The following is a 26,063-nucleotide window of genomic DNA, read 5'->3' as shown; positions in this document are numbered from 1 at the left end:
AATTAATTTTTAGGGCGTTTCGCACCATATTTAGATCTACGTTGTGTTCTACCGGCCACACCTGCTGTGTCCAATGCACCACGTACAATATGATACCTTACTCCTGGTAAATCTTTAACTCTTCCGCCTCTTACTAATACTATCGAGTGCTCTTGAAGATTGTGACCCTCTCCCGGAATGTAAGCATTCACTTCCTTACCGTTCGTTAACCTTACCCTTGCTACTTTTCTCATAGCTGAATTTGGTTTCTTTGGCGTGGTAGTATAAACACGTGTACAAACACCCCTTCTTTGAGGACACGAATCCAAAGCAGCCGATTTACTCTTCTTAGTAATCGTCTCTCTTCCTATTCGTACTAATTGTGATATTGTTGGCATACTATAATATATATAAATAATTACCCCTACTTTAAGGGTCGGCAAATGTAGTAATATTTCAGTATAATTCAAACCCTTACGCATTTATTTTAATATTTTTATAATTCCTTAATTTTTGAACCCAACAAACAACTGTCAAAATCATCACATTAATAGAACCATCTAAAAGAAATTCCATACAATATTCATCTTGAATAAAATGCAAGTTTTTCTGAGTTTTTCTGAAGAATTGCGAATATCACAAAAAAAAGACTGAAGAATTATATAACTTTAAATATGCATCGTGTTTAATCTGTAACTTCTGATTTTATAACAACTTCATAAAGTTTTATTAAATTTATCTTGCATTATTAACACATTATTATGAAGTTTGTCGCTAGCTAATTCAAATAATTTAAAAATGAGAACAAAACTAAATGGATTGTTAACGCTATTATTGGCGTTAGTTGTGCATATTTCTTTTGCACAACAAAAAACAGTTTCCGGTACGGTTACTGATGAAGCAGGGCTTCCTTTGCCCGGAGTAAACATTGTAGTCGAGGGTACTACTACTGGTACTCAAACTGACTTTGATGGTAACTACTCCATAACTGCTTCAGAAGGTCAGTCAATTCTTTTTACCTACATTGGTCAAAAAGCTAAAAAGGTGACAATTGGCGCAAGTAACACCCTTAACGTCGTTATGACAGAAGATGCACAAGCACTTGACGAGGTTGTTGTTACGGCACAAGGTATTAAAAAAGAAAAGCAAGCTTTAGGTTATGCCGTAGCCGAAGTAAGCAAAGAACAACTGGAGCAAAGAGCAGAAGGTGATGTAGGTAGAATACTTACCGGTAAGGCTTCTGGTGTAAACATCACTGCTCAAAGTGGTCTTTCTGGATCAGGTACCAGTATTGTAATACGTGGGCTAAGTAGTTTTAGCGGAAGTAACCAACCACTATTTATTGTAGATGGTGTTCCTTTTGACAGTGGCACAAATGGTCAAAGTCAAAATGGAGATAGTGACAGTTTCGTTGATGGCAATAATGGTTCTAGTAGATTTTTGGACCTTGACCCAAACAACATTGCAAACGTCAATGTACTTAAAGGTTTAGCTGCTGCAACTTTATACGGTACAGCGGGTAGAAATGGTGTAATATTAATAACTACCAAAAACGGTGCTACAGGTACCGGAGGCGCTAAGAAAAACGAAATTACAGTTAGCAGTTCCTTATTCTTTAATCAAATTGCGTCATTACCAGATTACCAAGATGAGTATGGTAATGGTTTTGACCAAGCATTTGGGTGGTTCTTCAGTAACTGGGGACCAAGCTTTAAAGAAGGTGGTGTTGCAGGATGGGGTTCGCAAGCTTCCATTGATGAAAATGGAACGTTAGCGCATCCATACTCTACCTCAACTTCAGCTATTCAAGCAGCTTTTCCAGAACTACAAGATGCCCGTTATGACTATAAGCCTTATGATAGTGTCGAAAAGTTCTTTAGAACAGGTGTTGTTAAAAGTAACTCGGTAAATTTTAACGGTGGTTCAGAAGATGGTAAAGTAAGTTACAATGCAAACTTTGGCCATTTGAACGATGAAGGTTTTACACCAGGTAACGAATTGAACAGATACACTATAGGTTTAGGTGGTAGAGCTATTTTATCAAACAAATTTACTGTATCCGGTACCATGAACTTTTCAAATACCGATTTTGTTTCACCTCCAATTGCAGCTAGTACAGGTAACAGTGTTTTTGGTACAGGATCATCATTGTTCGCCAACCTTTTTTATACTCCTCGCAGTATAGATATACAAGGGCTTCCTTTTGAAAATCCTGTTGATGGCTCTAGTGTTTACTACAGACAGAACAACAGTATCCAACATCCCCTATGGACTGTTAAAAATGCGCAAAATAGACAAGTTACCAATCGTGTATTCGGTAATGCAGCTTTAGCATATGAAATTAATGATAATTTAAACCTAACATACCGTTTTGGTCTTGATGTATATTCTGAAAACAACACCAACTCTCAAAACAAAGGTGGTGTAGGTGGTAGTGTTGCCACACAAAGTGGTATTTTACAAACTTGGAACAACACAAATACCATATTTGACCATAACCTAATTTTAACTGGACAGTATGAGCTTTCTGAGAAAGTTGGTTTCAGCTTTAATACTGGCGCAACTACTAGAAGAGAAGTATTTGATCAAAATGGTGTTGCAAGTACAGGACAACAAGCCTTTGGAGTATTAAGACATTTCAACTTTCAGTTACAAGATGAAATTCAATATTTCTCTGAAAGAAACATTATTGGTCTTTATGGTCAGTTAGATTTTGACTATGACAGGATGGCTTACTTAACACTTAGTGGTCGTAAGGATTATGTATCTAACTTGGCAACGGAAAATAATTCAATCTTTTACCCTAGTGCAAGTGTCTCTTTGATTCCTACTAAAATAATATCTGGCTTACAAAGCCAAAACGGAATCAACTACTTGAAACTAAGAGCTGGTTACGGAACATCCGCTAATTTTCCGACAGGTTATCCTGTAGCCTCTACATTAAATTTGGATACACAGTTTTTTCAAGAAGGAGGTACCAATATTACAGCCAATACAAGTGCTGATCAATTAGGAAACCCTAATTTAAAACCAGAACTTCTAACAGAATTAGAATTTGGTTTGGAAACTAGATTATTCAATAATAGGTTAACCCTAGATGCTTCTTACTATCGAAGAACCACTAATGACCTGATTATTGAAAGACCTTTAGATCCTTCAACTGGATTTACAGAAACACAAACAAACGTAGGTGAGATTAAGGCAGATGGTATTGAACTAGATGCAACTTTAAACCTGTTTAGAAGTGCGGAAGATGGAGGTTTTAATTGGAGTATAAACTCTAATTGGACAACAAACGAAACAGAAGTGACAGATTTAGGTTTAGATACTGATTTAGTAGTCTATGCTGGATTTACAAACCTAGGTAATGCAGCAATCGTTGGAGAGCCACTAGGTGTAATTGTTGGGAGTAGAATATTAAGAGACGACAACGGCGAATTCGTTGTTAACAGCACGGGTAGTTATGCAGAAGAAGAAGGTACATTTGTAATTGGTGATCCAAACCCAGACTGGACTTTAAATGTTGGCAACTCTATTAGTTATAAAAATTTAAGTTTTAACTTTTTAATGAACTATACACATGGAGGGGATATTTATAGTAGAACTACTGCTGTATTGCTAGGTAGAGGTTTGACCACAGATACTTCTGATCGTTTAAACAGTTTCATTTTACCAGGCGTACAAGCCGATGGAACCGAAAATGCGGTAGCTATAAACAATTCAACGTTTTATTTCAGTAATGTACTATTTGGTCCTGACGAACTAGGTATCTATGACGCGTCAGTTATAAGATTACAAGAAATCTCTTTAGGATATAGCATGCCATCAAAATGGTTAGACAAAACTCCTTTTGGTTCTTTAAGTTTTACACTTTCTGGTTTCAACTTATACTATGAAGCTATAAATATTCCAAAAGGGACTAACTTTGATCCAAACGTTGCCGGTGTAGGAGTTGGTAACGGTAGAGGTTTTGATTACCTGAACGGTCCAAGTTCAAAAAGATATGGATTGAGTGTTAAAGCTTCATTTTAATTTTAAAAAATATTGATGATGAAAAAAATAATTAAATACGTTGTTGTTTTGACTTTATCAGGAGTACTATTTAACTCTTGTGAAACAACAGAGTTGGGATTAACAGACGATCCTAACGCATTAACCCCGGCACAAGCCGACCCAGATTTCTATTTGAATGCTATTCAAGTTGATTTTGCTAAATTTACTGAAAGAGTTGGGGAAACTATGGCCGAAACAGTCCGTACGGAAAATTTAAATAACAGAAACTATCAGCAAGCATATTCACCAACTAGTTTTGACACAGCTTGGGAAGAAGCATATCAAGAAGTTCTTCAGAATATTCAAGATATGACTGTATTAACAACAGAATCCGGGTTTGACAATCATACAGCAATTGGTCAATTCATTGAAGCGTATACTATTACGGAATTAGTGGATATGTTTGGTGACATACCTTATAGTGAAGCACTTTTAGCCGCTGATAACCTAAATCCTGCATTGGATTCAGGTGCGGATGTATATGCCGCAGCTCTTACTTTATTGGACAATGCAATTGCAAACTTTAATGCAGAAAGTCCTGTTGACCCTGCTTACGATTTTTTCTACGGAGGAGATTATGACAAGTGGATTATGGCTTGTAACACTTTAAAGTTAAGATTGTACAAAAACATGGGTAACACCTCTGCCTTTAATTCTATAATTTCAAGTGGAAATTATATTCAAGATTCTGCGGATGATTTTCAATTTACATGGGGAACTAATGCAGTACAACCAGATGTAAGACACCCAGACTATGCGGATAATTACACAGCTACTGGAGGTAGTGATTATCAGTCAATTTGGTTGATGAACCTAATGGATACAACAAGCGACCCAAGACTTAGATACTTTTTCTATAGACAGAGTGCTACAGTTCCAGGTTCTGATGGTGTTGCACCAAATGAAGAAACGTTAGATTGTTCGTTACAGACTCCACCGGCACATTATGTTTCTGGAGGATACGTTTTCTGTACACTTCCAAATGGTTATTGGGGAAGAAACCATGGTAATGACGCCGGTATTCCGCCAGATGGTCTTTTAAGAACAGTACAAGGTGTATATCCTATTGCAGGTCTTTTCGATGACAGCAGTTTTGGTGAAATTGGTCTTGGAGCAGGTGGTGGAGGTAATGGTGTAACACCTCTTTTACTAGCATCTACAGTTGAATTCTGGAGAGCTGAAGTAGCTGCCACAAGCAGTGTTGCAAGTGCAAAACCATTCTTATTATCAGCAGTAGAAATGTCTATTTCTAAAGTAATATCTTTTGGAACTAAAGATCCAGATTATGATGATTCATTCGAACCAACTGATGCAGAAATTGCAGCTTTTGTAACTTCAATAGACGATGCATTTGAAGCTGCAGCTGACGATGAAGCTAAATTGAATATTTGGGGAGAACAGTTTTTGATTTCACTAAAAGGAAACGGTCATGATGGTTTTAATATGTACAGAAGAACGGGTTACCCAACCGATATTGAACCTAACTTAGAACCAGACCCAGGAGCATTTATTAGATCCTTTTTGTATCCTGCAACCGCAGCCAATACAAATTCTTCTATAGCTCAAAAGTCAACCGTGACAGAACAAGTATTTTGGGATACAAACCCGGCTTCACCGGCTTTCCCTATAGGAAACTAATTTAAAAGTAAAAAGATGAAAAAAATAAGTTTATATTTTCTTGCATTCACAGCAGCTATATTTACAAGCTGTGAAAGTGATGACAAAATAGTTGACGAAGTACTGGAAGGTATTACAAGCAGTGCTATTCTAAGAACTAGAACTTTAGAAGGAGCCCCTTACAATGCATTTGTACCAGAATCGGCATTAACGATTGTTGTTGAAGCTCAAAATGGCAGACCAGACTCAGAAATAACATCTGTTGATCTATATTTATCGTTTGCAGATAATCAAGGGGATGACACAGATAATAGTGTTGCAGAGCAATTAGTAAGAACTTTTGAACCTAGTGAATTTGTTACTGGTTCAAGAGATTTACCGGAAATAACGTTTAACACTACTTTAGAAGAATCTGCTACCGCTTTAGGTTTATCAGAATCTGACTATACCGGTGGAGATGTTTTTACGTATCGTTATGAGGTAAATTTGTCAGATGGTACATCTTGGACAAATGTTAACGGTAATGCAAACATTACAGGTGGATCATACTTTGCTTCTCCTTATGCTTACAATGTTAGTGTTAGTTGTATTCCTATCGACCCAGTACCTGGTGAGTATACTTTAGACATGGAAGATTCTTATGGAGATGGATGGAACGGTGCATCTGTAAGAGTTACTGTAGATGGTGTAGCTACAGATTACACTATAACTTCAGGATCAGCCGGGAGCGAAACTATTATTATTCCAGAAACAGCTACTACCTGGTTTTGGGAATATGTTTCAGGTGATTGGGATTCCGAGGTTACATTTAGTATAACAGCCCCAAATGGAGAAGTTGCATTTTCTGATGGACCTTCACCAAGTATAGGGGAAATAATTCTTAACATTTGTCCTGATTAATTAAAGGAATTTAAAAACAATTAATTATTAAATTAAACCTGGAAAATTATTTCCAGGTTTTTTTTATGCCAAAATTTTTAATTATCCATACATGACATTAACCGATAAACGTAATAATTTCAAATAATATGCAACGCTAATAACAAGCCATTGAATACCAAAAACAGCATTTACCCTATTAAGAGTTATATTATTAATAATGTAAATATTAATGTTTATAACAATGTATTTAGCAAAAATATTATATTATATTTTAACATTAATATTAATAATAAGCTTCATATATTTATTAAAATGAAATAATTATATTGTACCTAAACCAAACATATCCTATGAAAAATTTAACGTTAATTTTATTAGTATTTAGTATAATGAAATTTAGTTATTCTCAAAATCTAAGTGGTGCTCCAACTGGTGAAGCAGGTTTATTTGACAATGCCGCAGGTGGAAACCCAATGATGAACCTTGTAATGATGGATTTAAGAAATCAACCATCATCTACCGCCAATATCAAAGAAGAAATTATGGGTTCTCCATACTTAACTGATAAGTTTATAAAAAGTCAGGTTTTTTATGAAGATGAATTACAGGGTACCTATTTTGTAAGATACAATGCTATGAACAGTATTATAGAAATTAAAGACACTAACCTTGAAGAGGAAATAGCAAAAAAATTATATCCTGATAAAAATATAAGTGTAAAATATTTAAACAAAACTTTACGATTCATAACCTATATCAATAAGAAAAAAGAAACCAAAAATGGCTATTTATCTTTAATCTTGGATAAGGAACGATTTAAACTTTACCATAGATTGGCGGTTAAATATGCCGAAGGCAAAGCTGCTGCCAATTCCATGGTTAATGCAATACCAAGTAGGTTTGCTCAATTTGAAGAGTTCTATTATAAAAAACAAGACATAGAAAGAATTGATTATCTTCCTACCTCCAAAAATGGAATATTAAGAATAATAGACAAAGACAAAAAGGAGCAAGTTAAAACCTATCTTAAAGAAAATTCTTTCAATTATTCCAACGAAGAAGATCTAATTACTATATTTGAGTATATTAACTCTCTATAAACAAATATGTTATGAAAAAATCCTCTACTATACTCTTGTCTCTTTTAATCGGTTCAATAAATTTCTCCATTGTAAACGCACAGGTAATTAGTGGTAGTGCTCCCGGAGCAGGAGTACCTTCAGAAAATGACCCTTATGCAAATTTTTTCCAAAAATGGACACCAATGATGCAGAAATTATTTCAAGAGGTAAAAAACAACCAAGATTATATTGAATATAATATAGGACCGGACGTTGGCTCTGCATATGTAACCGATAGTTTTATTCCTGGCAAAGTATATTATGATGATGAGCATCTAGGAGATGTATACTATAGATATAATGCTTACAACAACGAAATAGAACTAAAAAAAACCAACTTACCTGAAGAAAAAGAAATAGCACTGATTAAAGATGAAAAAATTACTTTAAAAGCAAAAGACGTTCAATTAAAGTTTAGTAATTTTTACACGTCAAAGAATTCATATGAAAGTGGATATTTAAATTTAATCTATACAGGAAACAATTATACTGTCTACGAAAGAATATACATAACTTATAGTGAAGGTAAACCTGCCCAAAATTCTATGGTAAACCCCATTCCAAGTAAATTTACAAATTATGTAAATTACTTTATACAAACAGATAGTGAGGATCGTATTAAGGAAATACCAACTAAAAAAAATAAATTCATTAGTATGTTTGATGAATCAAATTCATTTCAAATTGAAGAATATATTAAAAATGAGAATTTGAATTTAAAAAATAAAATTGACATTATAAAAATTATAAACAAAATCGAGTTTTACAATTCGTAGTGACACCTATTTTAAAAAGTACCTGTTTCATAGATATAAAAAACTCAAAGATTCTGTTATCATAATCTGCAATTCCTTATTTTGATTTTTTAAAATTTAATAGAATAAGTTAGTAAAAAAGTATAATCAAAATTATTCCTTGTCTAACTTTAATAATTTACCCTCCTATGAGGCTATTATTAGAACTGAAGAATGTACCCCTACTAATGAAAAATAACACCAAAGAAATATACACCGCAGTAAATGTAGTGTTAAATTAAACCTGCTAGTTTATGGCGGAATATTATTTTTATTCTTAGACCACTTAAAACCATTACAATTAATAAATGATAAGGATTATAGATTTTGAGTTAGTTGAAGTTTTAATAACGAGTATTACCAATAAAGAAATAATTTATCTAAAAGTTCAACAATAAAAGATTATGCAAACAAATAGTCCATATAATTAAAATCAGTTATGTTTTGAAAACCGCACTCATTTATAAACAAAAAAAGATTTAATATTTTAACAAAACATAAATAAATCATGGCTAAGTTGAACTTTATAAACTTAAAAACTGGTATCTTTTGCTTATTTTATACCTTTTTAACTTCTTGTTCTAGTGATAACAACACCACCTTTCAAAGCTCAGAAGAAAACATTGAAATTACAGATACTACCGAAGAGGAAATTGAAGAATCCGCTTATGATACAACTAAAAAACTAGTTGGCGAATTAGGCAATGTCACCATTTATAACCAAGAACTTATAACAGACCATTATATTTTAGTAAATGATGCCGCTGCAAATAGTGTTTATTTAATGGATAAAAATGCAGACTTAATTTATCAATGGCCATTAGGTGAACGTATAATAGGCAATGATGTTTTATTATTAGATGACGGTACTCTTTTAGCGTCTCTTGAATCTGACAACACAGAATTTGCATTTGGAGGTCAAGGAGGTATTATTCAGATAATAAACAAAAGCGGAGATGCTTTATGGAATTTTGAATATTCCAATACCGAACATAGATTCCACCATGACGTAGAACTATTGCCTAATGGAAACATTTTAGCAATTGCATGGGAAAAAATGACAGCCGAAGAGGCAATTTCAAATGGTTATCAGCTAAACAATGACATTTATCCTGAATCAATTATAGAAATAAACCCAACGACTAATGAAATTGTTTGGGAATGGCATTCCAAAAATCACTTAATTCAAAACCTTGACGACACTAAACTCAATTTCGGTAATATTGAGGACAACCCTCAATTAATTAACCTAAATTATGTGGAAGCAGCAAATGGTAATATTATGCACGCTAATGGCATAAGCTATGACGACGTGAATGATTTAATTTTTCTAAGTGTCAATTATTATAGCGAAGTATGGGTAATAGATCATTCTACAAATGCTGAAGAGACTACATCTCATTCTGGCGGAAATTTTAATAGGGGCGGTGATTTGGTATACAGATTTGGAAACCCTACTGTCCAAAATGATAACATTACAGAACGTTTGTTCGTCAACAATCATTACCCTAATCTCTTTGAACAGGGTAAAATACTTGTTTATACCAATGGTGGCGATTTAGAACAATCTACAGTTTATGAATTTCAATTACCAACTGAACTTTCTCAAAATAGCATACCTACTATTACCACACCAGAAATTCTTTGGAGTTTTACTAATTCTGAATTATATTCACCAAAAGTATCGGGGGCAGTTCGTTTACCGAATGGTAACACATTAATTACAGAAGGTGATTTCGGAATTTGGGAAGTTACCCAACAAAATGAAGTTGTTTGGAAATTTTCTGCACAAGGTTTTTTTTGGAGAGCATATCACTATGCTAAAGACGACCCTGCAATAATAGCACTTGACCTATAAATTTCTTAAAATATTTTAACCTAATAATTTAAAACCGCCCAACAAATGTTGGGCGGTTTTTATTTACCTTTGCCCCATGCAAAAAACCACTCAAATTTATGGCTTAAGAGCCATTATAGAAGCTGTCAATTCAAATGAAGAGATAGACAAGGTATTTCTACAAAAAGGTCTTAAGGGGGACCTTATGAAAGAACTAGAAGGTTTATTGCGTCGTAATGAAATTAATATGGTCTATGTACCTATTGAAAAATTAAACAGGCTTACCAAAAGTAACCACCAAGGTGCTGTTGCTAACATCTCGCCTATTGCATTTCATACTCTTGAAGATTTAGTGGAAAAGGCGAACGAGAAAGAAGGTCCCGCTTTATTTTTATTATTGGACCAGCTTTCAGATGTACGTAATTTTGGAGCAATAATTAGAACTGCGGAATGTACCGGAGTTGACGGAATCATTGTTCAAAAGAAAGGTGCCGCTCCTGTAACTGCAGATACAATTAAAACCTCTGCCGGTGCTGCATATAGAGTACCTATTGCTAAGGTTGACCATTTAAAAGATGCCGTTTTCTATTTACAGGCTTCGGATATTAAAATAGTATCGGCTACCGAAAAAACAGATGATTCTGTCTACGATGTTCCTTTTACAGGTTCTATCGCTATTGTTATGGGTGCTGAAGATCGTGGTATTACACCTTCTATTTTAAAAGCATCTGATTACAGGGCAAAGTTGCCATTACTTGGTGAAATAGAATCATTGAATGTTTCTGTTGCATGTGCTGTATTCTTATATGAAGCAGTTCGCCAACGTTTGTAATTCAACATTATATTTTCGATTCATTTTCAGAATTTTCTTTAAAGATGTAGTTAATTTTTAAATTACTTTCTTCATCGATGTCTTCCTCTGTGGGTAATTCTCTAAAGTTTCCGTTTTCATCAAAGTGTTGTAAGAATAGGTCGTCTTCCTCTTTAAAATCTTTCTTTTCCCATTCATATTTTTTGGTTGGTGGTATGCGTGCTTTCACGACTTTAGCTAAAAACAATCCGGTCAAGAAACCTCCTAAATGTCCTTCCCACGACATTCCTTCTTTTACTGGGAATATGTACCAGAGCATGCTTCCGTAAATAAAAACAACTATTAACGAGAGGGCTACCAATCTAAAGTAAGAGCTAAATATCCCCTTAAAAAAAATAAAACTTGCTAGAACATAAATGAGTCCGCTTACACCAATGTGGTACGATGTACGCCCAATCATCCATGTTAAAAATCCTGATAACAGTATTCCGTACAACACTACTTTCCAAGCGACATCTCTATAAAAATACCATAAGGCTGACAATAGAATTGCTAAAGAAATAGTATTGTTATATAAGTGCTCTAGAGAACCATGAATAAACGGACTCAACACAACACCGCGTATACCGAGAAGCGTTCTGGGCATAACCCCGAATTCATTAAAATTCACCCCTAAAGTCAATTCTAACCAATATACGCCCCATATCAAAATCATTGCTAATAGCGGAATAGCAATTACTTTGTTCGAAAATTTATAATGTCCCATTTCAGACATGAGCTAGATTTTGTATTTGAATAACAATTATACTACCAACGTTTACAAATTGGTCATATTGTCATCCTAATCCTTACTTAACAATCAATTGGCACGTTACTTTTTTATTCTCATTTAAGTTTAGTATACTTTTGTATTATGAATGAACCTTTAGCAGAACGCGTACGGCCTAAAACATTAGACGAATATATTAGTCAACACCATTTGGTGGGTGAAAAGGGTTCACTAACGAACCAAATTAAAAAAGGCATTATTCCGTCATTAATACTCTGGGGACCTCCCGGTACTGGTAAAACAACTTTAGCTAACATTATTGCCGAACAAAGCAAACGACCTTTCTATATTTTAAGTGCTATCAATAGTGGTGTAAAAGACATTCGAGAAGTAATCGATAAAGCGAAACAATCTGGCGGATTATTCACTGCTAAAAACCCTATTTTATTTATTGATGAGATACACCGTTTCAGCAAATCTCAACAAGACTCTCTTTTAGCTGCTGTTGAAAAAGGATGGGTAACGTTAATTGGTGCTACCACAGAAAACCCCAGTTTTGAAGTTATACCTGCACTACTCTCTCGCTGCCAGGTCTATATTTTAAATGCCTTCGGAAAAGATGATTTAGAAAATCTGATAAAAAGGGCAATGGAGAAAGACACATTGCTAAAGTCTAAAAAAATCGAACTTAAAGAAACGGAAGCTTTGTTACGTTTGTCTGGAGGTGACGGCAGAAAATTATTGAATATTTTTGAACTTGTAGTCAATTCTGAAGCTGACGACGACATCGTCATCACCAACGAATTGGTGTTATCTAAAGTGCAGAAGAATACTGTGCTGTACGATAAAACAGGTGAGCAACATTATGATATTATCTCGTCTTTTATAAAATCTATTAGAGGGAGCGACCCTAACGGAGCCGTATATTGGTTGGCAAGAATGATCGAAGGTGGTGAAGATGTAAAATTCATTGCCCGTAGAATGCTTATTTCAGCATCAGAAGATATTGGTTTGGCAAACCCAACTGCTTTAGTGATGGCAAATACCACCTTTCAGGCAGTTACCGCTATTGGTTACCCCGAAGCCCGTATAGTATTAAGTCAATGTGCAATTTACCTTGCTACCTCAGCAAAAAGTAACGCTAGTTATATGGCGATCGGTAAAGCGCAGCAAGTTGTAAAACAAACTGGGAATTTGACAGTACCATTGCCTCTAAGAAATGCACCAACTAAATTAATGAAGGATTTGGGTTACGGACAAGAATATAAATATGCCCACGATTACCAGAACAACTTTGTTGATGCAGAATTTTTACCCGATGAAATTAAAGGTACTACCTTCTATAAACCTGGAAATAATGCCCGAGAAAAAGCCCTTAGCGATTTTCTAAAAAATAGATGGAAAGCGAAATATGACTTTTAGAATTTGATATTCAGTTCTTCTTGAATTAGTTTATCATTTTCATAATATTCAAAAATCCAGTTACCCTCTTTTTGGTATACCATACCATTTTTGTTATCGGTTTTTGCCATAAAGACATTATCAGCTGAGCTTTTTAATAAATTCATTCTAACCTTAGGCGAACTATCTACCAACTGATATCCATTATCGGTTTTCTGCGCATACCAAATACTTGTCTCACTTGGCTTTTTAATGACCAAACTCTTAAAGGCTGGTTTCTCGATTTCTGTTTTTTTAATATTCGACTCAACGGGTGTAATATCTTTATAATACTGCGTTTTCTCCGTTTCTTCAGAAATTACCGTAGGCGCTCTTTTTATGTTTACTTCTTCTGCTGCCTTTTCTGCTTGTAACACTTTATGAGCCTTAGACTCATCTAATTTTTTAACGTCATTTTTAAAACTAACGGTCACCGGCTCCTCTTTTTCTTTTTTATTACTATAAGTATAGTTGATGCCATTAAAAGAACGCATAGATTCTCTAATTGCTTCATTATATGCTTCTTTATACTGCTTTATCTTACTTATACCCTGCATGGTGCTAAAAACAATCTTGTCATTACAGTCTATTAAATTAATGATGGTCTTGGTAGAAAACAAACTACTATCATCTTGTAAATCTGCGACAACCCCCAAACATCTATTAAATTTTAAGTCATCAGGTAATTGATCGTCATATACCGCAACAAAACCTTTACCAGTAAAAAGATGTTTTACCAACGTGCTGGTTTGGTGTTCGTTCATATTTTTAAAAGCATCAAACTTTTTAGGTACGATGATATATTTATAATCATCTAAATTAGATTGAGCGAATGAAGAAAATCCAATAAAGGTGAATACTAAGGCGATAATTATTTTCAAAACGTTGTAAATTTTAAATTCACCGTAATATATGAAAAAAGCATGCCAAAAAAATAAAATTCAACTAAGAAGATATGCTACTTACTACGACCCCATGATATAATATTCAACCCGAATTGAAACGAAGCATAATTAGTAGCCGCTATATTATTATACGATAATAAGTTATCTGCCATAACATAAAGGTTGACAGGTCCGGCTTGCAGATTCATTCCTAAACCTACATTGGTTTGACTGAATTTATCTACAGTATATGTTCCTTTAAATGCCAAAACATTTCCGATTCTGCGGGTGTAAAAACCGGTCAATGCCATTTGCGGACCTCTCGGTCTATTGATCATATATAGTTGACCGCCAAATGAATTCCTGTACTTAGTTCTCAATTCGCCACCTGCCGATGATCCGGCTGTACAATCACAACTTTGCGAACTTCCATTACCTACAGGCTCTCCGAAATCATTTCTTATAGAAGCATATAACTTTGTAGGTCGAAATGAAACATAACTTTTAGTATCAGTTTCAAAAGGAACCTCAGCTTCAATTTCATCAACTAAATCTTGCCAAAAATCCCTGTCCAAGCTTGCAAAATTTTCTAAGACATCTATTTCAATACCTTCAACCGTAGTGTTTCCATTTAAGCTATAACTTTTGGGGTCACTTGAATGATATATAAATCCGACATCTAATAAACTACCAGTAACTGTGGTACGTTCAGACAAGTGATATGTAAAACCAAGATCAAAACCTAAACCAAGATCACCACCAAAAAGGGCTCGACTAATTATTTCATTACCTAAAGTTTCAGAATCATTCGCTTCATCTAAAGCTTGAAGACCTGAGGTTCGCAATAGTAAATCTGCATTCAAATTGGTAGAGATTCTATTATTTTGACCCTCCGTATTTCTTAAAGTTCCTTGATTAGATGTTGAACTATAATCGGTGATTCCTGAATAAATCTTGCCCCTAGCCCCTATAGTCAAATTTCGATCAACTTTTTTATTTACTCCAAAATGCAGAACATTCATCAAAGACCCCCGTGTCTTTAAATCACCTAGGTCATAACTTCTACCCAATTGACCCGCATTACCATCAAATACTAAGTAAGCATAGTCTTTTGGCCAGTAAGAAATATTATCGAATTCTAAATACCCTCCAAAAGAATAAAACACATTCGGGTTTTCACTTCTAAATCCGCCACTTAAATATTCCATTTGTACCGTAGTACTTAACTCATCTTTAGGCGTAAGGACATCTAAAGCCCGTTCCCTAAATTTTAAATTAATATCCACCCCATCACTGGCAAAAATATCATTGACGGAAATAGCATTAGAACCCCCATAAGCAGAAATACCAGACAACAAAGGCACACCTGCGAACCATTTAAAATCGGTTTCGACACCAGGGTTTACAGAAAGGGATTGCGGTATTTCATTAAAATCATATAGAATTTGCTTATTCTGAGCTTTTACACCCAAAGTAAGCAATATGCAAACCATAAAAAGGAAATAGCATAATCTCATTGCAATTCTAAAGTAAATTGCGCGCTAGAACGAAGCACTATTGCAGGATCTTGTAAAGCAGACTCACTACTGTTATCGCCTAAGTTAATGGCTGTCAATCTTATTTCAGAAGTGGCTCTAATAATATCGAGACTTTTACCGGTTGCTCCGTATGCCACATCTCGTTGTAAAATAGCTGTTGGTGCTGGATCCATACTAAAAACTTCAGTGTCTAATACATTCTCGGCTTCGTCTAAAAATTCAAGTCTAATTTCTATCGGTTTACTTGTAGTATTCTCTAATTCATACGTTAACACTCCCGCTAACACCTTTTTCGTAAAAAAAGGTTCTTCGAACGCATCAAAGTTAAAATCTTGGGTAAAAAAATTGAGTCCCGCTACCCTATTGATAAGCGTTTCTTGAGCCTTTACATAGAAGATACTAGCTTCATAACTTGGGGCAACAGTTAAATCATCTAGCTGATCAAAATCTTGCTCTTCAGAACAAGACGCAACCAGTAGCAGACCTACCAAAACTGTAAATAGAATACGTACCTCTTTCATTGCCTCTTTAAAGTTTAATACATATAGACAGGCGTCTATAGTAATAGTAACTCTATAAAAAGGATTTTATTTCTTGCAAATCGTATATTATTGGAGCCAGATCATGAGTTTCTTCTCTGTGCGCATTAAAGTGTATGGTATGAAAACCTAAAGATTTTGCACCCAAAATATCTGCCTCTAAGCTATCACCGATCATTATTGACTTTTCTGGTACTACACCAGCTCTATTTAAAGCCATATTGAAGATCACCGGATTCGGCTTTTTAGCTCCTGCCATTTCAGAATCAATAATCTGATCAAAATAACTATGAATACCCGAGTTTCTAAGCTTTTTATCTTGAACTTCTTGAAAACCGTTAGTAATAATGTGCAATTTATATTTGGGTTGTAAATAATCTAACACACTAATTGCATTAGGAAAAAGGGCATTAAATGAGGATAAATGATTAATATATTCTTCGGATAATAAATGAATTAAATCATCAGTAGCAGGATGCCCCATAGTATCAAAAACCGATTTAAGACGCTGATACCGTAATTCTGATTTTGTTATTTTATCTTCCCTAAACAATCTCCAAAACTTCAAATTTGCGGGTACATAGACCTCTAGAAAATCTTGTAGTTCTACACCGACTTTATGGTCATTAAATATTTTTTCAAAAGTCAGTGCCGAATTTTTATCAAAATCCCACAGGGTATGATCTAAATCAAAAAATACATCTGTTACTTTATTTTCAAACATGTTGTTGTTTTATTACTTCAGTGTACACATTCATCCAATCTCTATCTTCTTTATTACCTAAGACTTCATTAGAGAACATCGTTATAAGCGTACCATTAACTTTTCTAACCTCATTAGTGATTAATTGCACCTGACGCAATACTTCTTGATTTTTCTTTATTTTTGAAAGCGATATATCATGAATAGCAAACGGATGCACTTTTATAGGTTGCTTTACTTCTAAAGGAATATCATAAAATTGAAATGGTGTACAGGTGCCTGCCCTAAAACCAAGTTCAAAGGTATACCCCATGGTGTAGTCATTGGTAAATTCTGCCGCAACAAGATTACGATAAGTCTGAGGTACATCGACCCTATTATATCGCATTTTACAATTGTTTACTGGTCTATTGATGACCACTTCTAAATTGGATTTTTCTTTCTTTAATAGTTCTAGGTCAGAAAATGAACTATAGCTAGCTGCTAATGATACTGGTACATAATCAGCTACATATTTTATAAGTGACTTAAATTTAATACTGTTGATAGATACGTTTTTGTCATACTTTGAGTAATCTGCATACTGGAAAAAGAAATTACACTTTACATTATATTCCTTGTGCAAGGCAATTAATTCAGCATAATTATCATAAGGATCTTTCTGTCTATTTAAACCCACTGCTATACGGTCATAAACTCTTTTAAGCTTAAATGTCCCTATATCCATAAGCATGCCTACCAAGCCACGAACTACTCCTCTATTCGCATAGCAGTGTGAAGTTGCTACATCAATAACCGATACAAAATCATACGTTTTACCCTTATGTTCCAAATCTGGAAAACGTTCTTTAAGTGCATCTAATAATTTAAGAGCCCAAATATCTACCACGGGTTTTTGAAGGAATCCGTTTTGGAAGGCGATACTATCTTTCGGAGAAAATCTACCATGAATATCTTTTACATGCGGCAAGTACTCTTCATACCTTGAAAGTAGAAAGAAACTAGCGGCAAAAACATCAAACGGTAGGTTACTACGCTCCCCTGCTTGAAAAAAGCAAGGTACATCTTCCCAAACTGCAATATTTAATTCAATATCATTAATACCTTGTTCAAAAAGCAACTCGTTACTACGAATAAAAAATTCGTTTTGAAGTGGTTGTTTTGTATACGTTATTTTTGGACCGGTATGCTTTATAAAATCCTCTACCTTAGTGGTAAAGTCAAGATCAACACCTAATATATTCACGAAGATATGCCTCATGATATAGGTAAGACGTGGTGTTATTTTATGCGTATAAATCAATAACATCTATAGAATTTTTTCATCAGCAAAGCTATAGTAACTTTTTTGGGTAATGATCAAATGATCTAACACTTTAATATCTAAAGTTTCACTAGCAATTTTTATTTTTTGGGTAATCTGTTTGTCTGCAGCACTAGGTCTTAGTGTACCAGAAGGGTGATTATGAGCCAGAATAATTGCTACTGCGCCTAATTCTAACGCCTGTTTCATTACTATACGCACATCTACTAAAGTACCAGTGATACCGCCTTTACTCAACTGTGCTTTATGCAATACTTTATTGGAGTTATTAAGAAAGAGAATCCAGAATTCTTCATGTTCTAAATCACCCAACAGCGGTTGCAAAATCTCGTATACATCTTTACTACTTCCTATTTTTTCTATTTTGGCGGCATCTTCTCCCCTACGTCTTCTACCTACTTCTAATGCAGCCGCTATGCTTACCGCTTTTGCTTCTCCAATACCTTTAAAGGTCATTAATTGCTTAACGGAAAGCCTACCTAATTCATTTAGGTTATTATCTACAGATGCCAAAATACGTTTCGATAGTTCAACCGCACTTTCTGATCTACTGCCCGAACCTATTAAAATAGCAATCAATTCAGCATCAGACAATACCGAACGACCCTTCTGAACTAGTTTTTCTCTTGGCTTATCATCATCTGACCAATTTTTGATGGAAAACGAAGTTGGTTTATCGTGCATTGGCCTAAAGATACAGAACTAATTATTTTATGGTAAATTTATGCATCAATTAAAAAATCAACCATGAAATCGATTTTAAACGAAGAGGCATACCAAGAAATTAAAGGAAGAATAGAGCAACTCTCAGAAACCTCTGAGAAAGGTTGGGGAAAAATGACCGTTGGGCAAATGGTTTGGCATTGCCAGTACCCGTTGAAATTAGCTATTAAGAATACACCCAATACTTCTAAGGGCAATTGGTTCGTAAAAACATTCTTTAAAAAATCTTTATATAATGATAAACCGTGGCGTAAAAATTTACCGACGGCACCTCAACTAAAAACAAAAGAAGCCAAAGACTTCGCTGCTGAACATCAAATACTAAAGACTTTAGTGAACGATTTTTATGCCGTGCGTGATCGAGAAGAATGGTATCCACACCCTGCTTTTGGACCTTTTACAAAAGAACAATGGGGACAAATGCAATACAAACATTTAGATCATCATTTGAAGCAATTTGGAGTTTAGTGAAGCTTTTTTATTTAATTCTAAACTAAAGCCACAGAAAAAGCCCCTGCAAAAGATGCAGGGGCTTTTAATTTAATATTCTTCAGAAAAAGTTATTGAACAGGCTCGGAAACTTTTTTAATTTCCTCTGCTTTTTGTTTTACTTTTTCTTTGTTGCGTTTAATTACCTCTTCTAACTCGTTAAGCTTTTTCTCTGCATTAGAAATTTTTTCTTCCTTTTGCTTAATAATTTCCTCGTCAGCACCTTTAACTTCTCTTTCTTTCGCTACTTTTTCTTTAGCATTTTTTACCTTTTCTCTACCTTTTTTAAGAACTTCTTCTTTCTCAGTAAGTTCCTTTTCGGTTTCCTCTACCTGCTCTTTGGCAATTGAAGCTCGGTATTTACCAAATTCTTCACCACTCATATCGCCTTTATTTCTACCGTAAGCTTTGCCGTTGTTAGATTTTTCTTTTTTAACCTTTTTTACCTTCTTTTCAGATTCATCGTCCATTTCATCTTCTACATCAAAATCATCATCATTTTTCATGTAGTCATCATCATCTTCAAGACCTTTTTCTTTTTTAGCCTTTTTGACCTTATCCTGACCTTTCTGTTTCATTTCCTCAGCTTTGCCTTCTTGGCGTTCTGCTTCGTTTTCAACAGATTCGTTAACATCTTCCTTTTTACCTTTTGCCTTATCCTTTATTTTATCTTGCCCCTTCTGCTTCATTTCCTTCGCTTTGCCTTTTTGGAACTCCGCTTCATCTTCAACAGACTTTTGAATTTTTTCTTTTTTCTCCTTACCCTTTGCTTTTCCTTCAGAATTTCCCTGAGAATAACCTGTAGCAGTTGTTAGTGTAAAAAAGAATAACACTAACCTTATATTTTTTATAATAACTTTCATATCCTTTTTTTAAATGCTATCTAATTCCATTAGAGCAGATTCGACTTCGTTTGCTTTACTTTCTACTTCTTTGGAAGTTTTCTCTAAATCTTGTTCAACAGCCTCAATTTTATCAAGGGTTGCGTCTAATTGTTCTTGCTCTTTTTCGGTATCTCTACACGAAACAGCACCTAAAAAAATGAAGGATAATACTAAAATATTTAATTTTTTCACAATTCAAAACTATTGGTTAGTGTAGACCAAACGAAAACTAGATTATTAAATTGCTTGATTTTTAATTATTTACGATTACATTTCTCAACTGTTCCAAATTTAGTCCTCCATAGTTACCAGAGCTCATTAATAATAAAGTAGAATTTTTATACGCTTTGTTTTCTATAAACTCATGAAAAGATTTTGCATCGGTAAATATGTTTAAATCGTCTCTTTGAAAAGCTTCTGAAATTTGTTCGGGGGTTACCGCTTCTAACTTCTTAATGGCTACAGATTCGGGTAAGAAAAAGATAACCGCTTCATCGGCAGAATCTAAAGCACCTTTATATTCCTTTAAAAATTCAGGGTTAAAACTGCTGTATGTATGCAGCTCTAAACAGGCTATTAGCTTTCTATTTGGGTATTGCTCTTTTACCGCTTTTGTAGTAGCTGCAACTTTACTTGGTGAGTGTGCAAAATCTTTATAGGCGATACTTGAATTACCTTCCGCTATTTTTTCCAATCGCTTAGATGCCCCTTTGAATGTGGCAATGGCTTCATAAAAATCATCCTCGTCAACTCCCATATTTTGGCAAATCCACTTTGCACCTGCCAAATTGCTTAGGTTATGTTTACCAAAAACTTCAATAGGCATTGGCCCCTCATTTGTTTCCAAAAGTGTTTCTCCGTCTTCAACACTATATTCAGGTGTGGTATACGGTAATTTTCTAATGGCATTTTCAGAGGCTTCAACAATTTCCTTTACTGTTTCGTCTTCTGTGTTATATGTAATAGAACCACCGTTAACAATGCTATCAACAAATATTTTAAACTGCTCTACGTAATTTTCAAAAGTGGGAAACACATTGATATGATCCCAAGCTATACCACTTAACAAAGCAATATTAGGTTTGTATAAATGAAATTTAGGTCTGTGGTCTATTGGCGACGATAAGTACTCATCACCTTCTAGCACTATAAAATCATTATCTTCTGTCAAATGCACCATTCTATCAAAACCGTCTAATTGTGCCCCTACCATATAATCAACCTCTATATCATTAAAGTTGAGGACATGAAGAATCATTGAGGTAATGGTTGTTTTACCATGGCTACCACCAATAACTACTCGGGTTTTATTTTTAGATTGCTCGTATAAAAATTCTGGGTAAGAGTAAATAGTGATTCCCAATTCTTGGGCTTTTAACAATTCTGGGTTGTCTGCCTTGGCATGCATACCCAAAACTATAGCGTCTAAATTACTTGTTACTTTTTCAGGAAACCAGCCAAATTCTTCGGGCAACAATCCTTTTGCCGATAATCTAGATTTAGAAGGTTCAAAAATGACATCATCACTACCTGTAATAACATATCCTTTATGTTCTAAAGCCAACGCTAAATTGTGCATGGCACTTCCTCCTATCGCAATAAAATGTATTTGCATTCCTAAAATTTAGGTTCCAAAGATACGTATTGTGCAATTAAAATTAAGCGATTCTTACAAAACCAAGAAGACGCCAACATGTAGGTAAATCAATATATTATCGATGAATTACAATAAATTTTAACACTATATATCATTATTAATAGTATTCACCCTACATTTCTAACTTTTCACAACATATAATTTCTTACAAAGAATTAGGCAAATACTTTTAACATTCAATATTGCATTCAACAACCACCCCCCTATTAATGAATAAATTAAAAATTAGGTTCTTAGCCATTGCGTGTTTTTCGCTTGGTTTCTCAAACTTGGTCAAAGCACAATGCGCAGGAAATGATGCTAGCGTTGTAGTTTGTGAAAAAGATGCAGATGACACCAACCGTAACTTTGCCTTATTTCCAAGACTAGGTGGCTCACCTACCGCTGGCGGAACATGGTCAACCACAAATCCAGAAAATTTCTATGCTTTAAATCAAAGTACGGGTATTGTAGATTTATGGCGTATTAACAATTACGGTACACACTCATTCGTATACACAAATACCGATTGTAATGAAACTGCTACCATAAACATAACATTAGGGGGTTACCCTGGCGAAGATAATGTTGATGGTAGTGCCAATGCTTGTGGTGATGACCCTAATGTAAACTTACACGGATTTTTAGGGAGCAATGTAGATGGAAAAGTACAGGATTTTAATGGGCTTTGGGAAGAAGACCCAAGTACCTTTACCGGTCAATTAAATGATAATTTTTTTAATGCCCTACAAGCAGGACCCGGTATATATACTTTTACGTACACCGTACCTGATGTAGATACTTGTTCAGGTAGAACTTCTACAGTAATTTTAGAGGTGCACCCACCGCCAAACGCAGGTAGGGCTCCCGTATTAACTTTTTGTGCAGGCGATGATCTTTCGGGCTATACCGCATTTGATCTCAATGAACAATTGCTAGGTGAAGACCCTAATGGAACCTGGACAGAAGATGGAACCAATCAATTAAGTGACCTCAACGATTCGGTCATCAACATTCAAGAAATGTACGACAATTTCGGGTATGCAGATTTTACCTTCAATTATACCGTTTTCCCTAGTCACCCAGTGTGCGAAAAAAGAATTTCTGAAGTAAGCATTAGAATATTACCCATACTAAATGGCACAATTGAAACCGTTGATATCTGTGTAGGATCAGCATATGTCGTTGACCTTGTTTATGATGACACACTCTTACATAATGGTGATTTTTTAATACAATATCTCGTTAATAATATTTTAGGCGAATCGCAAACAACATTAGCTGACGGAAATGGCCAATTTGTAGTTGACCAGGGTTTGGTACCTTTAAATGAACAGGTAACTCTAGAGGTTATTGGAATAAGAAGTGACACGCCCCTACGAGATGTTTGCCCTAGAGTTGTTGTACCGCCTACCACCTTTTTGGTAACCAGTTCAGATATTACTGCGCAAGATATATGCATACAGACCGACAATACTATTCAAATTATTGAAATTCTTGATGTAGATGGAAATTTCGCCACTGGCAATTTTTCAACAACCTATACCATAACAAACCCAGATGGAAGTACTGTAAATTCTGATCCTTTCGAGCTTGAATTTACCAATGGTAATGCCTCGTTTATACTACCTTCAAGTAATTTTAACTTAGCTGGCGAATACAGCATTACACCAACAATAACAGGCACTTATGCAACAAGTTGCCCATTAGTAGATACCATTACGGTAACTCCATTACCAGATGCTATTCAGTTAGATTTGATTATAGACAACAATTGCGATGCTATACAGATAGATGTGCTTGTCGATGCACCGATACTACCAGATGGTACGTACACTATTACTTATGATGTTACCGAATTAGGTTCTAATACAGTACTAACCACCAACACCATTAATTTTACAGGGGGTACGGCAGCATACCAAATAGATGTAGATGCATTGCCAATTGGTAATTATACAGCCAGTGTGCGCAGCGTTCAAAACGATACTACTCCCTGTAGGCTAGATTTTGAGTTTGAGGAGAATGACAATTTCTCAAGGGGCGGAATGCCTGAAGCTCCCACAGCCGATGCCAATCAGACTTTTTGTCTCAGTGATTTTGATGATACCCCAACATTAATGGATATTAATGTTACCGCAGCTGGCGATATCTTATTTTACAATACTGATACAGATACCAATATTCTACCTATCTCTACTGAGCTTATTGATGGTGAAGATTATTTTGTAACCAATAGCGACCCACTTACCAATTGCGAAGGCACCGAACGTGTTCAGGTAACTGTCAATTTCAGCAATCCTGATGCGCCAACTACCGCAGTTAGTAACCCATTGTTCTGCGCAGAAAGGAATCCGACTTTGGCAAATATCGAATTATCCGTCGTTTCTGGTAACTCTGTAACTTGGTTTGACGCTCTCTCAGGCGGTACTGCACTAGACAATACTACAATTCTTGTTGATGGTCAAACATATTTTGCATCTACCAACAGCGGTGGTTGTACGAGCACAGAGCGATTAGAAATTACCCCGACCGTAATAACCGTGGCACCAACAGCTATTTCTTCAGATGTACTATCTGTTTGTGGTTTAGATGACCCTACGGTTATAGCCTTAAGAGCATTAGAAAACGAAACAGAAAATGAAGTATTTTGGTTTATAACCGAAACTGGTGGTACGGCACTTACAGATGATATTCCTTTAGTACCAGATACTACGTACTACGCCGAAAATTATAATTCCGTTACCGGATGTTCTTCTGCAACACGTGTTCCTATTACTATAGATTTCAGTGATTGCGATCCCGAAAATTATGACTTTTTTATACCAGACGGATTTTCACCGAATGCCGATGGCAGAAACGACACTTTTTTCATTCCTAATATAGAAATGATATTCCCCAATTTCACTTTAGAGATTTTAAACAGATATGGAACCACCTTATTCAAAGGTGATATAACCAACCCAGCGTGGAATGGAAGAAACGGTTCTTCAACAGCACCCAACGGAGTCTATTTCTATATCATTAATTATAACAAAGGCAATTCAGAACCTATTCAAGGTCGCTTATACTTAAACAGATAACCCATGCACAAGAAATTAACAAACACACCTTGGGGTATTTGCATCCTTATGCTTTTGTTCCTTTTAAAAACGCAGGCACAGCAAGACCCGCAGTATACACAATATATGTATAACATGAATGTGGTCAATCCTGCTTACACGACCAATGAACCTGGCATGCTTAATTTTGGTACGCTATACAGAACCCAATGGGAAAATGCTATTGGCGCACCAAAAACGCTGACCTTTTTCGCCCACACGCCGTTATCGGAAAAAATTGAAATGGGCGCATCCATTATATCAGATGATATTGGCGACGGTTCGTTGAAAGAAAATAATATCTATGTTGATTTTGCTTATATACTTAAGCTAGATGAGCAAAGTAATTTAAGTTTAGGATTAAAAGGTGGTATCACTACCTTCGAAACTAATTTTAACGGATTCAGGCTACCAGAGGTTCAAGATGACCCTGCCTTTAGTGAAAATATGAACAACACCTTCCCAAATTTGGGTATCGGTGCATTTTATAACAGAGATAAGTTTTACGCAGGTCTGTCTATTCCAAATTTATTGACCTCTAAACATTTAGAAAATAGAGATGGGCTTAACCGCATTGGCTCAGAAGCCATTCACCTTTTTGGTATGGCAGGTTATGTATTTGACATTAATTCTAACTTAAAACTAAAGCCATCTGTATTGACCAAAATGGTATCGGGCGCACCTATTACCGCAGATGTATCTTTCAACGCATTATTCAACAATCGCTTTGAAGGTGGTGTCTCATACAGGTTAGATGACTCTGTCAATGCCATGTTCAATATTGCGGTCATACCCTCTGTTCGCATAGGCTATGCTTATGATTACACCTTGTCTAATTTAGGCGCATTCAATAATGGATCACACGAAATTTTCGTGCTGTTCGACCTAGACCTTTGGGGACTCAAAAAAGGCTATGATAAATCTCCTAGATTCTACTAA

The 26,063-nt window shown here is 35.2% G+C and carries 22 protein-coding genes; 11 read left to right on the top strand and 11 right to left on the bottom strand.

Going from position 1 to position 26,063, the window contains the following annotated elements; genetic code table 11:
* Positions 1-2 precede the first annotated feature (2 nt).
* Complete coding sequence (gene rpsL / locus Q4500_RS00185; protein ID WP_027064832.1) at positions 3-377, bottom strand: 30S ribosomal protein S12; 375 nt, start codon at positions 375-377, stop codon at positions 3-5.
* A gap of 400 nt (positions 378-777) precedes the next feature.
* On the opposite strand from rpsL, the gene Q4500_RS00180 reads away from it, so the two are divergent.
* From Q4500_RS00180 to rlmB, 7 genes are all read left to right on the top strand, one after another.
* Positions 778-4,011: a SusC/RagA family TonB-linked outer membrane protein gene (locus Q4500_RS00180; protein WP_303597772.1), complete on the top strand. Its 3,234-nt coding sequence runs from the start codon at positions 778-780 to the stop codon at positions 4,009-4,011.
* A gap of 15 nt (positions 4,012-4,026) precedes the next feature.
* Entirely contained in the window at positions 4,027-5,670 is a 1,644-nt protein-coding gene (locus Q4500_RS00175) for a SusD/RagB family nutrient-binding outer membrane lipoprotein (RefSeq protein ID WP_303597771.1), read from the top strand.
* A gap of 15 nt (positions 5,671-5,685) precedes the next feature.
* Positions 5,686-6,549 (top strand): hypothetical protein, encoded by an 864-nt coding sequence (locus Q4500_RS00170; protein WP_303597770.1) that lies wholly within the window; start codon positions 5,686-5,688, stop codon positions 6,547-6,549.
* A gap of 332 nt (positions 6,550-6,881) precedes the next feature.
* Positions 6,882-7,631, top strand: a complete 750-nt coding sequence (locus Q4500_RS00165) for a hypothetical protein (RefSeq protein ID WP_303597769.1) — start codon at positions 6,882-6,884, stop codon at positions 7,629-7,631.
* Between the two features lie 11 nt (positions 7,632-7,642).
* A complete protein-coding gene (locus Q4500_RS00160; protein WP_303597768.1) occupies positions 7,643-8,428 on the top strand; it encodes a hypothetical protein in 786 nt (261 codons plus the stop codon).
* A 526-nt stretch (positions 8,429-8,954) separates the two neighbouring features.
* Positions 8,955-10,304: an aryl-sulfate sulfotransferase gene (locus Q4500_RS00155; RefSeq protein WP_303597767.1), complete on the top strand. Its 1,350-nt coding sequence runs from the start codon at positions 8,955-8,957 to the stop codon at positions 10,302-10,304.
* Between the two features lie 76 nt (positions 10,305-10,380).
* Positions 10,381-11,115, top strand: coding sequence for a 23S rRNA (guanosine(2251)-2'-O)-methyltransferase RlmB (gene rlmB / locus Q4500_RS00150; protein ID WP_303597766.1), 735 nt, complete (start codon positions 10,381-10,383; stop codon positions 11,113-11,115).
* Positions 11,116-11,122: 7 nt separating this feature from the next.
* Here the strand turns inward: rlmB and Q4500_RS00145 are convergent, their stop codons facing one another.
* On the bottom strand, positions 11,123-11,869 hold the full coding sequence (locus tag Q4500_RS00145; RefSeq protein WP_303597765.1) for a rhomboid family intramembrane serine protease: 747 nt from the start codon (positions 11,867-11,869) through the stop codon (positions 11,123-11,125).
* A gap of 138 nt (positions 11,870-12,007) precedes the next feature.
* On the opposite strand from Q4500_RS00145, the gene Q4500_RS00140 reads away from it, so the two are divergent.
* Positions 12,008-13,285, top strand: a complete 1,278-nt coding sequence (locus Q4500_RS00140; RefSeq protein ID WP_303597764.1) for a replication-associated recombination protein A — start codon at positions 12,008-12,010, stop codon at positions 13,283-13,285.
* Here the strand turns inward: Q4500_RS00140 and Q4500_RS00135 are convergent.
* From Q4500_RS00135 to radC, 6 genes are all read right to left on the bottom strand, one after another.
* Positions 13,282-14,184: a hypothetical protein gene (locus tag Q4500_RS00135; protein WP_303597763.1), complete on the bottom strand. Its 903-nt coding sequence runs from the start codon at positions 14,182-14,184 to the stop codon at positions 13,282-13,284. The genes Q4500_RS00140 and Q4500_RS00135 overlap by 4 nt on opposite strands.
* Before the next feature lie 77 nt (positions 14,185-14,261).
* Positions 14,262-15,704 (bottom strand): DUF5723 family protein, encoded by a 1,443-nt coding sequence (locus Q4500_RS00130; RefSeq protein WP_303597762.1) that lies wholly within the window; start codon positions 15,702-15,704, stop codon positions 14,262-14,264.
* A complete protein-coding gene (locus Q4500_RS00125) occupies positions 15,701-16,246 on the bottom strand; it encodes a hypothetical protein (protein WP_303597761.1) in 546 nt (181 codons plus the stop codon). The genes Q4500_RS00130 and Q4500_RS00125 overlap by 4 nt, the downstream gene beginning before the upstream one ends.
* A gap of 52 nt (positions 16,247-16,298) precedes the next feature.
* Positions 16,299-16,988, bottom strand: coding sequence for a YjjG family noncanonical pyrimidine nucleotidase (locus Q4500_RS00120; RefSeq protein WP_303597760.1), 690 nt, complete (start codon positions 16,986-16,988; stop codon positions 16,299-16,301).
* Positions 16,981-18,276 (bottom strand): polysaccharide deacetylase family protein, encoded by a 1,296-nt coding sequence (locus Q4500_RS00115; protein ID WP_303597759.1) that lies wholly within the window; start codon positions 18,274-18,276, stop codon positions 16,981-16,983. The genes Q4500_RS00120 and Q4500_RS00115 overlap by 8 nt, the downstream gene beginning before the upstream one ends.
* The gene (radC, locus tag Q4500_RS00110; protein ID WP_303597758.1) at positions 18,277-18,975 is read right to left on the bottom strand and encodes a DNA repair protein RadC; all 699 of its coding nucleotides are present in this window, start codon (positions 18,973-18,975) and stop codon (positions 18,277-18,279) included.
* 63 nt (positions 18,976-19,038) lie between these two features.
* Between radC and Q4500_RS00105 the strand changes: the two genes are divergently transcribed.
* A complete protein-coding gene (locus tag Q4500_RS00105) occupies positions 19,039-19,482 on the top strand; it encodes a DUF1569 domain-containing protein (protein ID WP_303597757.1) in 444 nt (147 codons plus the stop codon).
* A gap of 92 nt (positions 19,483-19,574) precedes the next feature.
* Here the strand turns inward: Q4500_RS00105 and Q4500_RS00100 are convergent, their stop codons facing one another.
* The 3 genes from Q4500_RS00100 to Q4500_RS00090 all read right to left on the bottom strand — a co-directional run bounded on the left by Q4500_RS00100 (position 19,575) and on the right by Q4500_RS00090 (position 22,002).
* Complete coding sequence (locus tag Q4500_RS00100; RefSeq protein WP_303597756.1) at positions 19,575-20,366, bottom strand: hypothetical protein; 792 nt, start codon at positions 20,364-20,366, stop codon at positions 19,575-19,577.
* A 9-nt stretch (positions 20,367-20,375) separates the two neighbouring features.
* Entirely contained in the window at positions 20,376-20,579 is a 204-nt protein-coding gene (locus Q4500_RS00095) for a hypothetical protein (RefSeq protein WP_303597755.1), read from the bottom strand.
* Between the two features lie 61 nt (positions 20,580-20,640).
* Positions 20,641-22,002: a UDP-N-acetylmuramate--L-alanine ligase gene (locus Q4500_RS00090; protein ID WP_303597754.1), complete on the bottom strand. Its 1,362-nt coding sequence runs from the start codon at positions 22,000-22,002 to the stop codon at positions 20,641-20,643.
* A 251-nt stretch (positions 22,003-22,253) separates the two neighbouring features.
* Here Q4500_RS00090 and Q4500_RS00085 point away from each other — a divergent pair, with 251 nt between their 5' ends.
* On the top strand, positions 22,254-25,106 hold the full coding sequence (locus Q4500_RS00085) for a gliding motility-associated C-terminal domain-containing protein (protein ID WP_303597753.1): 2,853 nt from the start codon (positions 22,254-22,256) through the stop codon (positions 25,104-25,106).
* Between the two features lie 3 nt (positions 25,107-25,109).
* Positions 25,110-26,063, top strand: coding sequence for a type IX secretion system membrane protein PorP/SprF (locus Q4500_RS00080; protein WP_303597752.1), 954 nt, complete (start codon positions 25,110-25,112; stop codon positions 26,061-26,063).

Source organism: Maribacter sp. 1_MG-2023, assembly GCF_030547005.1.
GTDB lineage: Bacteria > Bacteroidota > Bacteroidia > Flavobacteriales > Flavobacteriaceae > Maribacter.
This window is presented reverse-complemented; position numbering and strand designations above follow the sequence as displayed.

Bases quoted from the DNA above. Each gene is read 5' to 3' on its own strand.
- rpsL (WP_027064832.1), bottom strand. From the start codon at position 377: ATGCCAACAATATCACAATTAGTACGAATAGGAAGAGAGACGATTACT.
- Q4500_RS00180 (WP_303597772.1), top strand. From the start codon at position 778: ATGAGAACAAAACTAAATGGATTGTTAACGCTATTATTGGCGTTAGTT.
- Q4500_RS00175 (WP_303597771.1), top strand. From the start codon at position 4,027: ATGATGAAAAAAATAATTAAATACGTTGTTGTTTTGACTTTATCAGGA.
- Q4500_RS00170 (WP_303597770.1), top strand. From the start codon at position 5,686: ATGAAAAAAATAAGTTTATATTTTCTTGCATTCACAGCAGCTATATTT.
- Q4500_RS00165 (WP_303597769.1), top strand. From the start codon at position 6,882: ATGAAAAATTTAACGTTAATTTTATTAGTATTTAGTATAATGAAATTT.
- Q4500_RS00160 (WP_303597768.1), top strand. From the start codon at position 7,643: ATGAAAAAATCCTCTACTATACTCTTGTCTCTTTTAATCGGTTCAATA.
- Q4500_RS00155 (WP_303597767.1), top strand. From the start codon at position 8,955: ATGGCTAAGTTGAACTTTATAAACTTAAAAACTGGTATCTTTTGCTTA.
- rlmB (WP_303597766.1), top strand. From the start codon at position 10,381: ATGCAAAAAACCACTCAAATTTATGGCTTAAGAGCCATTATAGAAGCT.
- Q4500_RS00145 (WP_303597765.1), bottom strand. From the start codon at position 11,869: ATGTCTGAAATGGGACATTATAAATTTTCGAACAAAGTAATTGCTATT.
- Q4500_RS00140 (WP_303597764.1), top strand. From the start codon at position 12,008: ATGAATGAACCTTTAGCAGAACGCGTACGGCCTAAAACATTAGACGAA.
- Q4500_RS00130 (WP_303597762.1), bottom strand. From the start codon at position 15,704: ATGAGATTATGCTATTTCCTTTTTATGGTTTGCATATTGCTTACTTTG.
- Q4500_RS00125 (WP_303597761.1), bottom strand. From the start codon at position 16,246: ATGAAAGAGGTACGTATTCTATTTACAGTTTTGGTAGGTCTGCTACTG.
- Q4500_RS00120 (WP_303597760.1), bottom strand. From the start codon at position 16,988: ATGTTTGAAAATAAAGTAACAGATGTATTTTTTGATTTAGATCATACC.
- Q4500_RS00115 (WP_303597759.1), bottom strand. From the start codon at position 18,276: ATGTTATTGATTTATACGCATAAAATAACACCACGTCTTACCTATATC.
- radC (WP_303597758.1), bottom strand. From the start codon at position 18,975: ATGCACGATAAACCAACTTCGTTTTCCATCAAAAATTGGTCAGATGAT.
- Q4500_RS00105 (WP_303597757.1), top strand. From the start codon at position 19,039: ATGAAATCGATTTTAAACGAAGAGGCATACCAAGAAATTAAAGGAAGA.
- Q4500_RS00100 (WP_303597756.1), bottom strand. From the start codon at position 20,366: ATGAAAGTTATTATAAAAAATATAAGGTTAGTGTTATTCTTTTTTACA.
- Q4500_RS00090 (WP_303597754.1), bottom strand. From the start codon at position 22,002: ATGCAAATACATTTTATTGCGATAGGAGGAAGTGCCATGCACAATTTA.
- Q4500_RS00085 (WP_303597753.1), top strand. From the start codon at position 22,254: ATGAATAAATTAAAAATTAGGTTCTTAGCCATTGCGTGTTTTTCGCTT.
- Q4500_RS00080 (WP_303597752.1), top strand. From the start codon at position 25,110: ATGCACAAGAAATTAACAAACACACCTTGGGGTATTTGCATCCTTATG.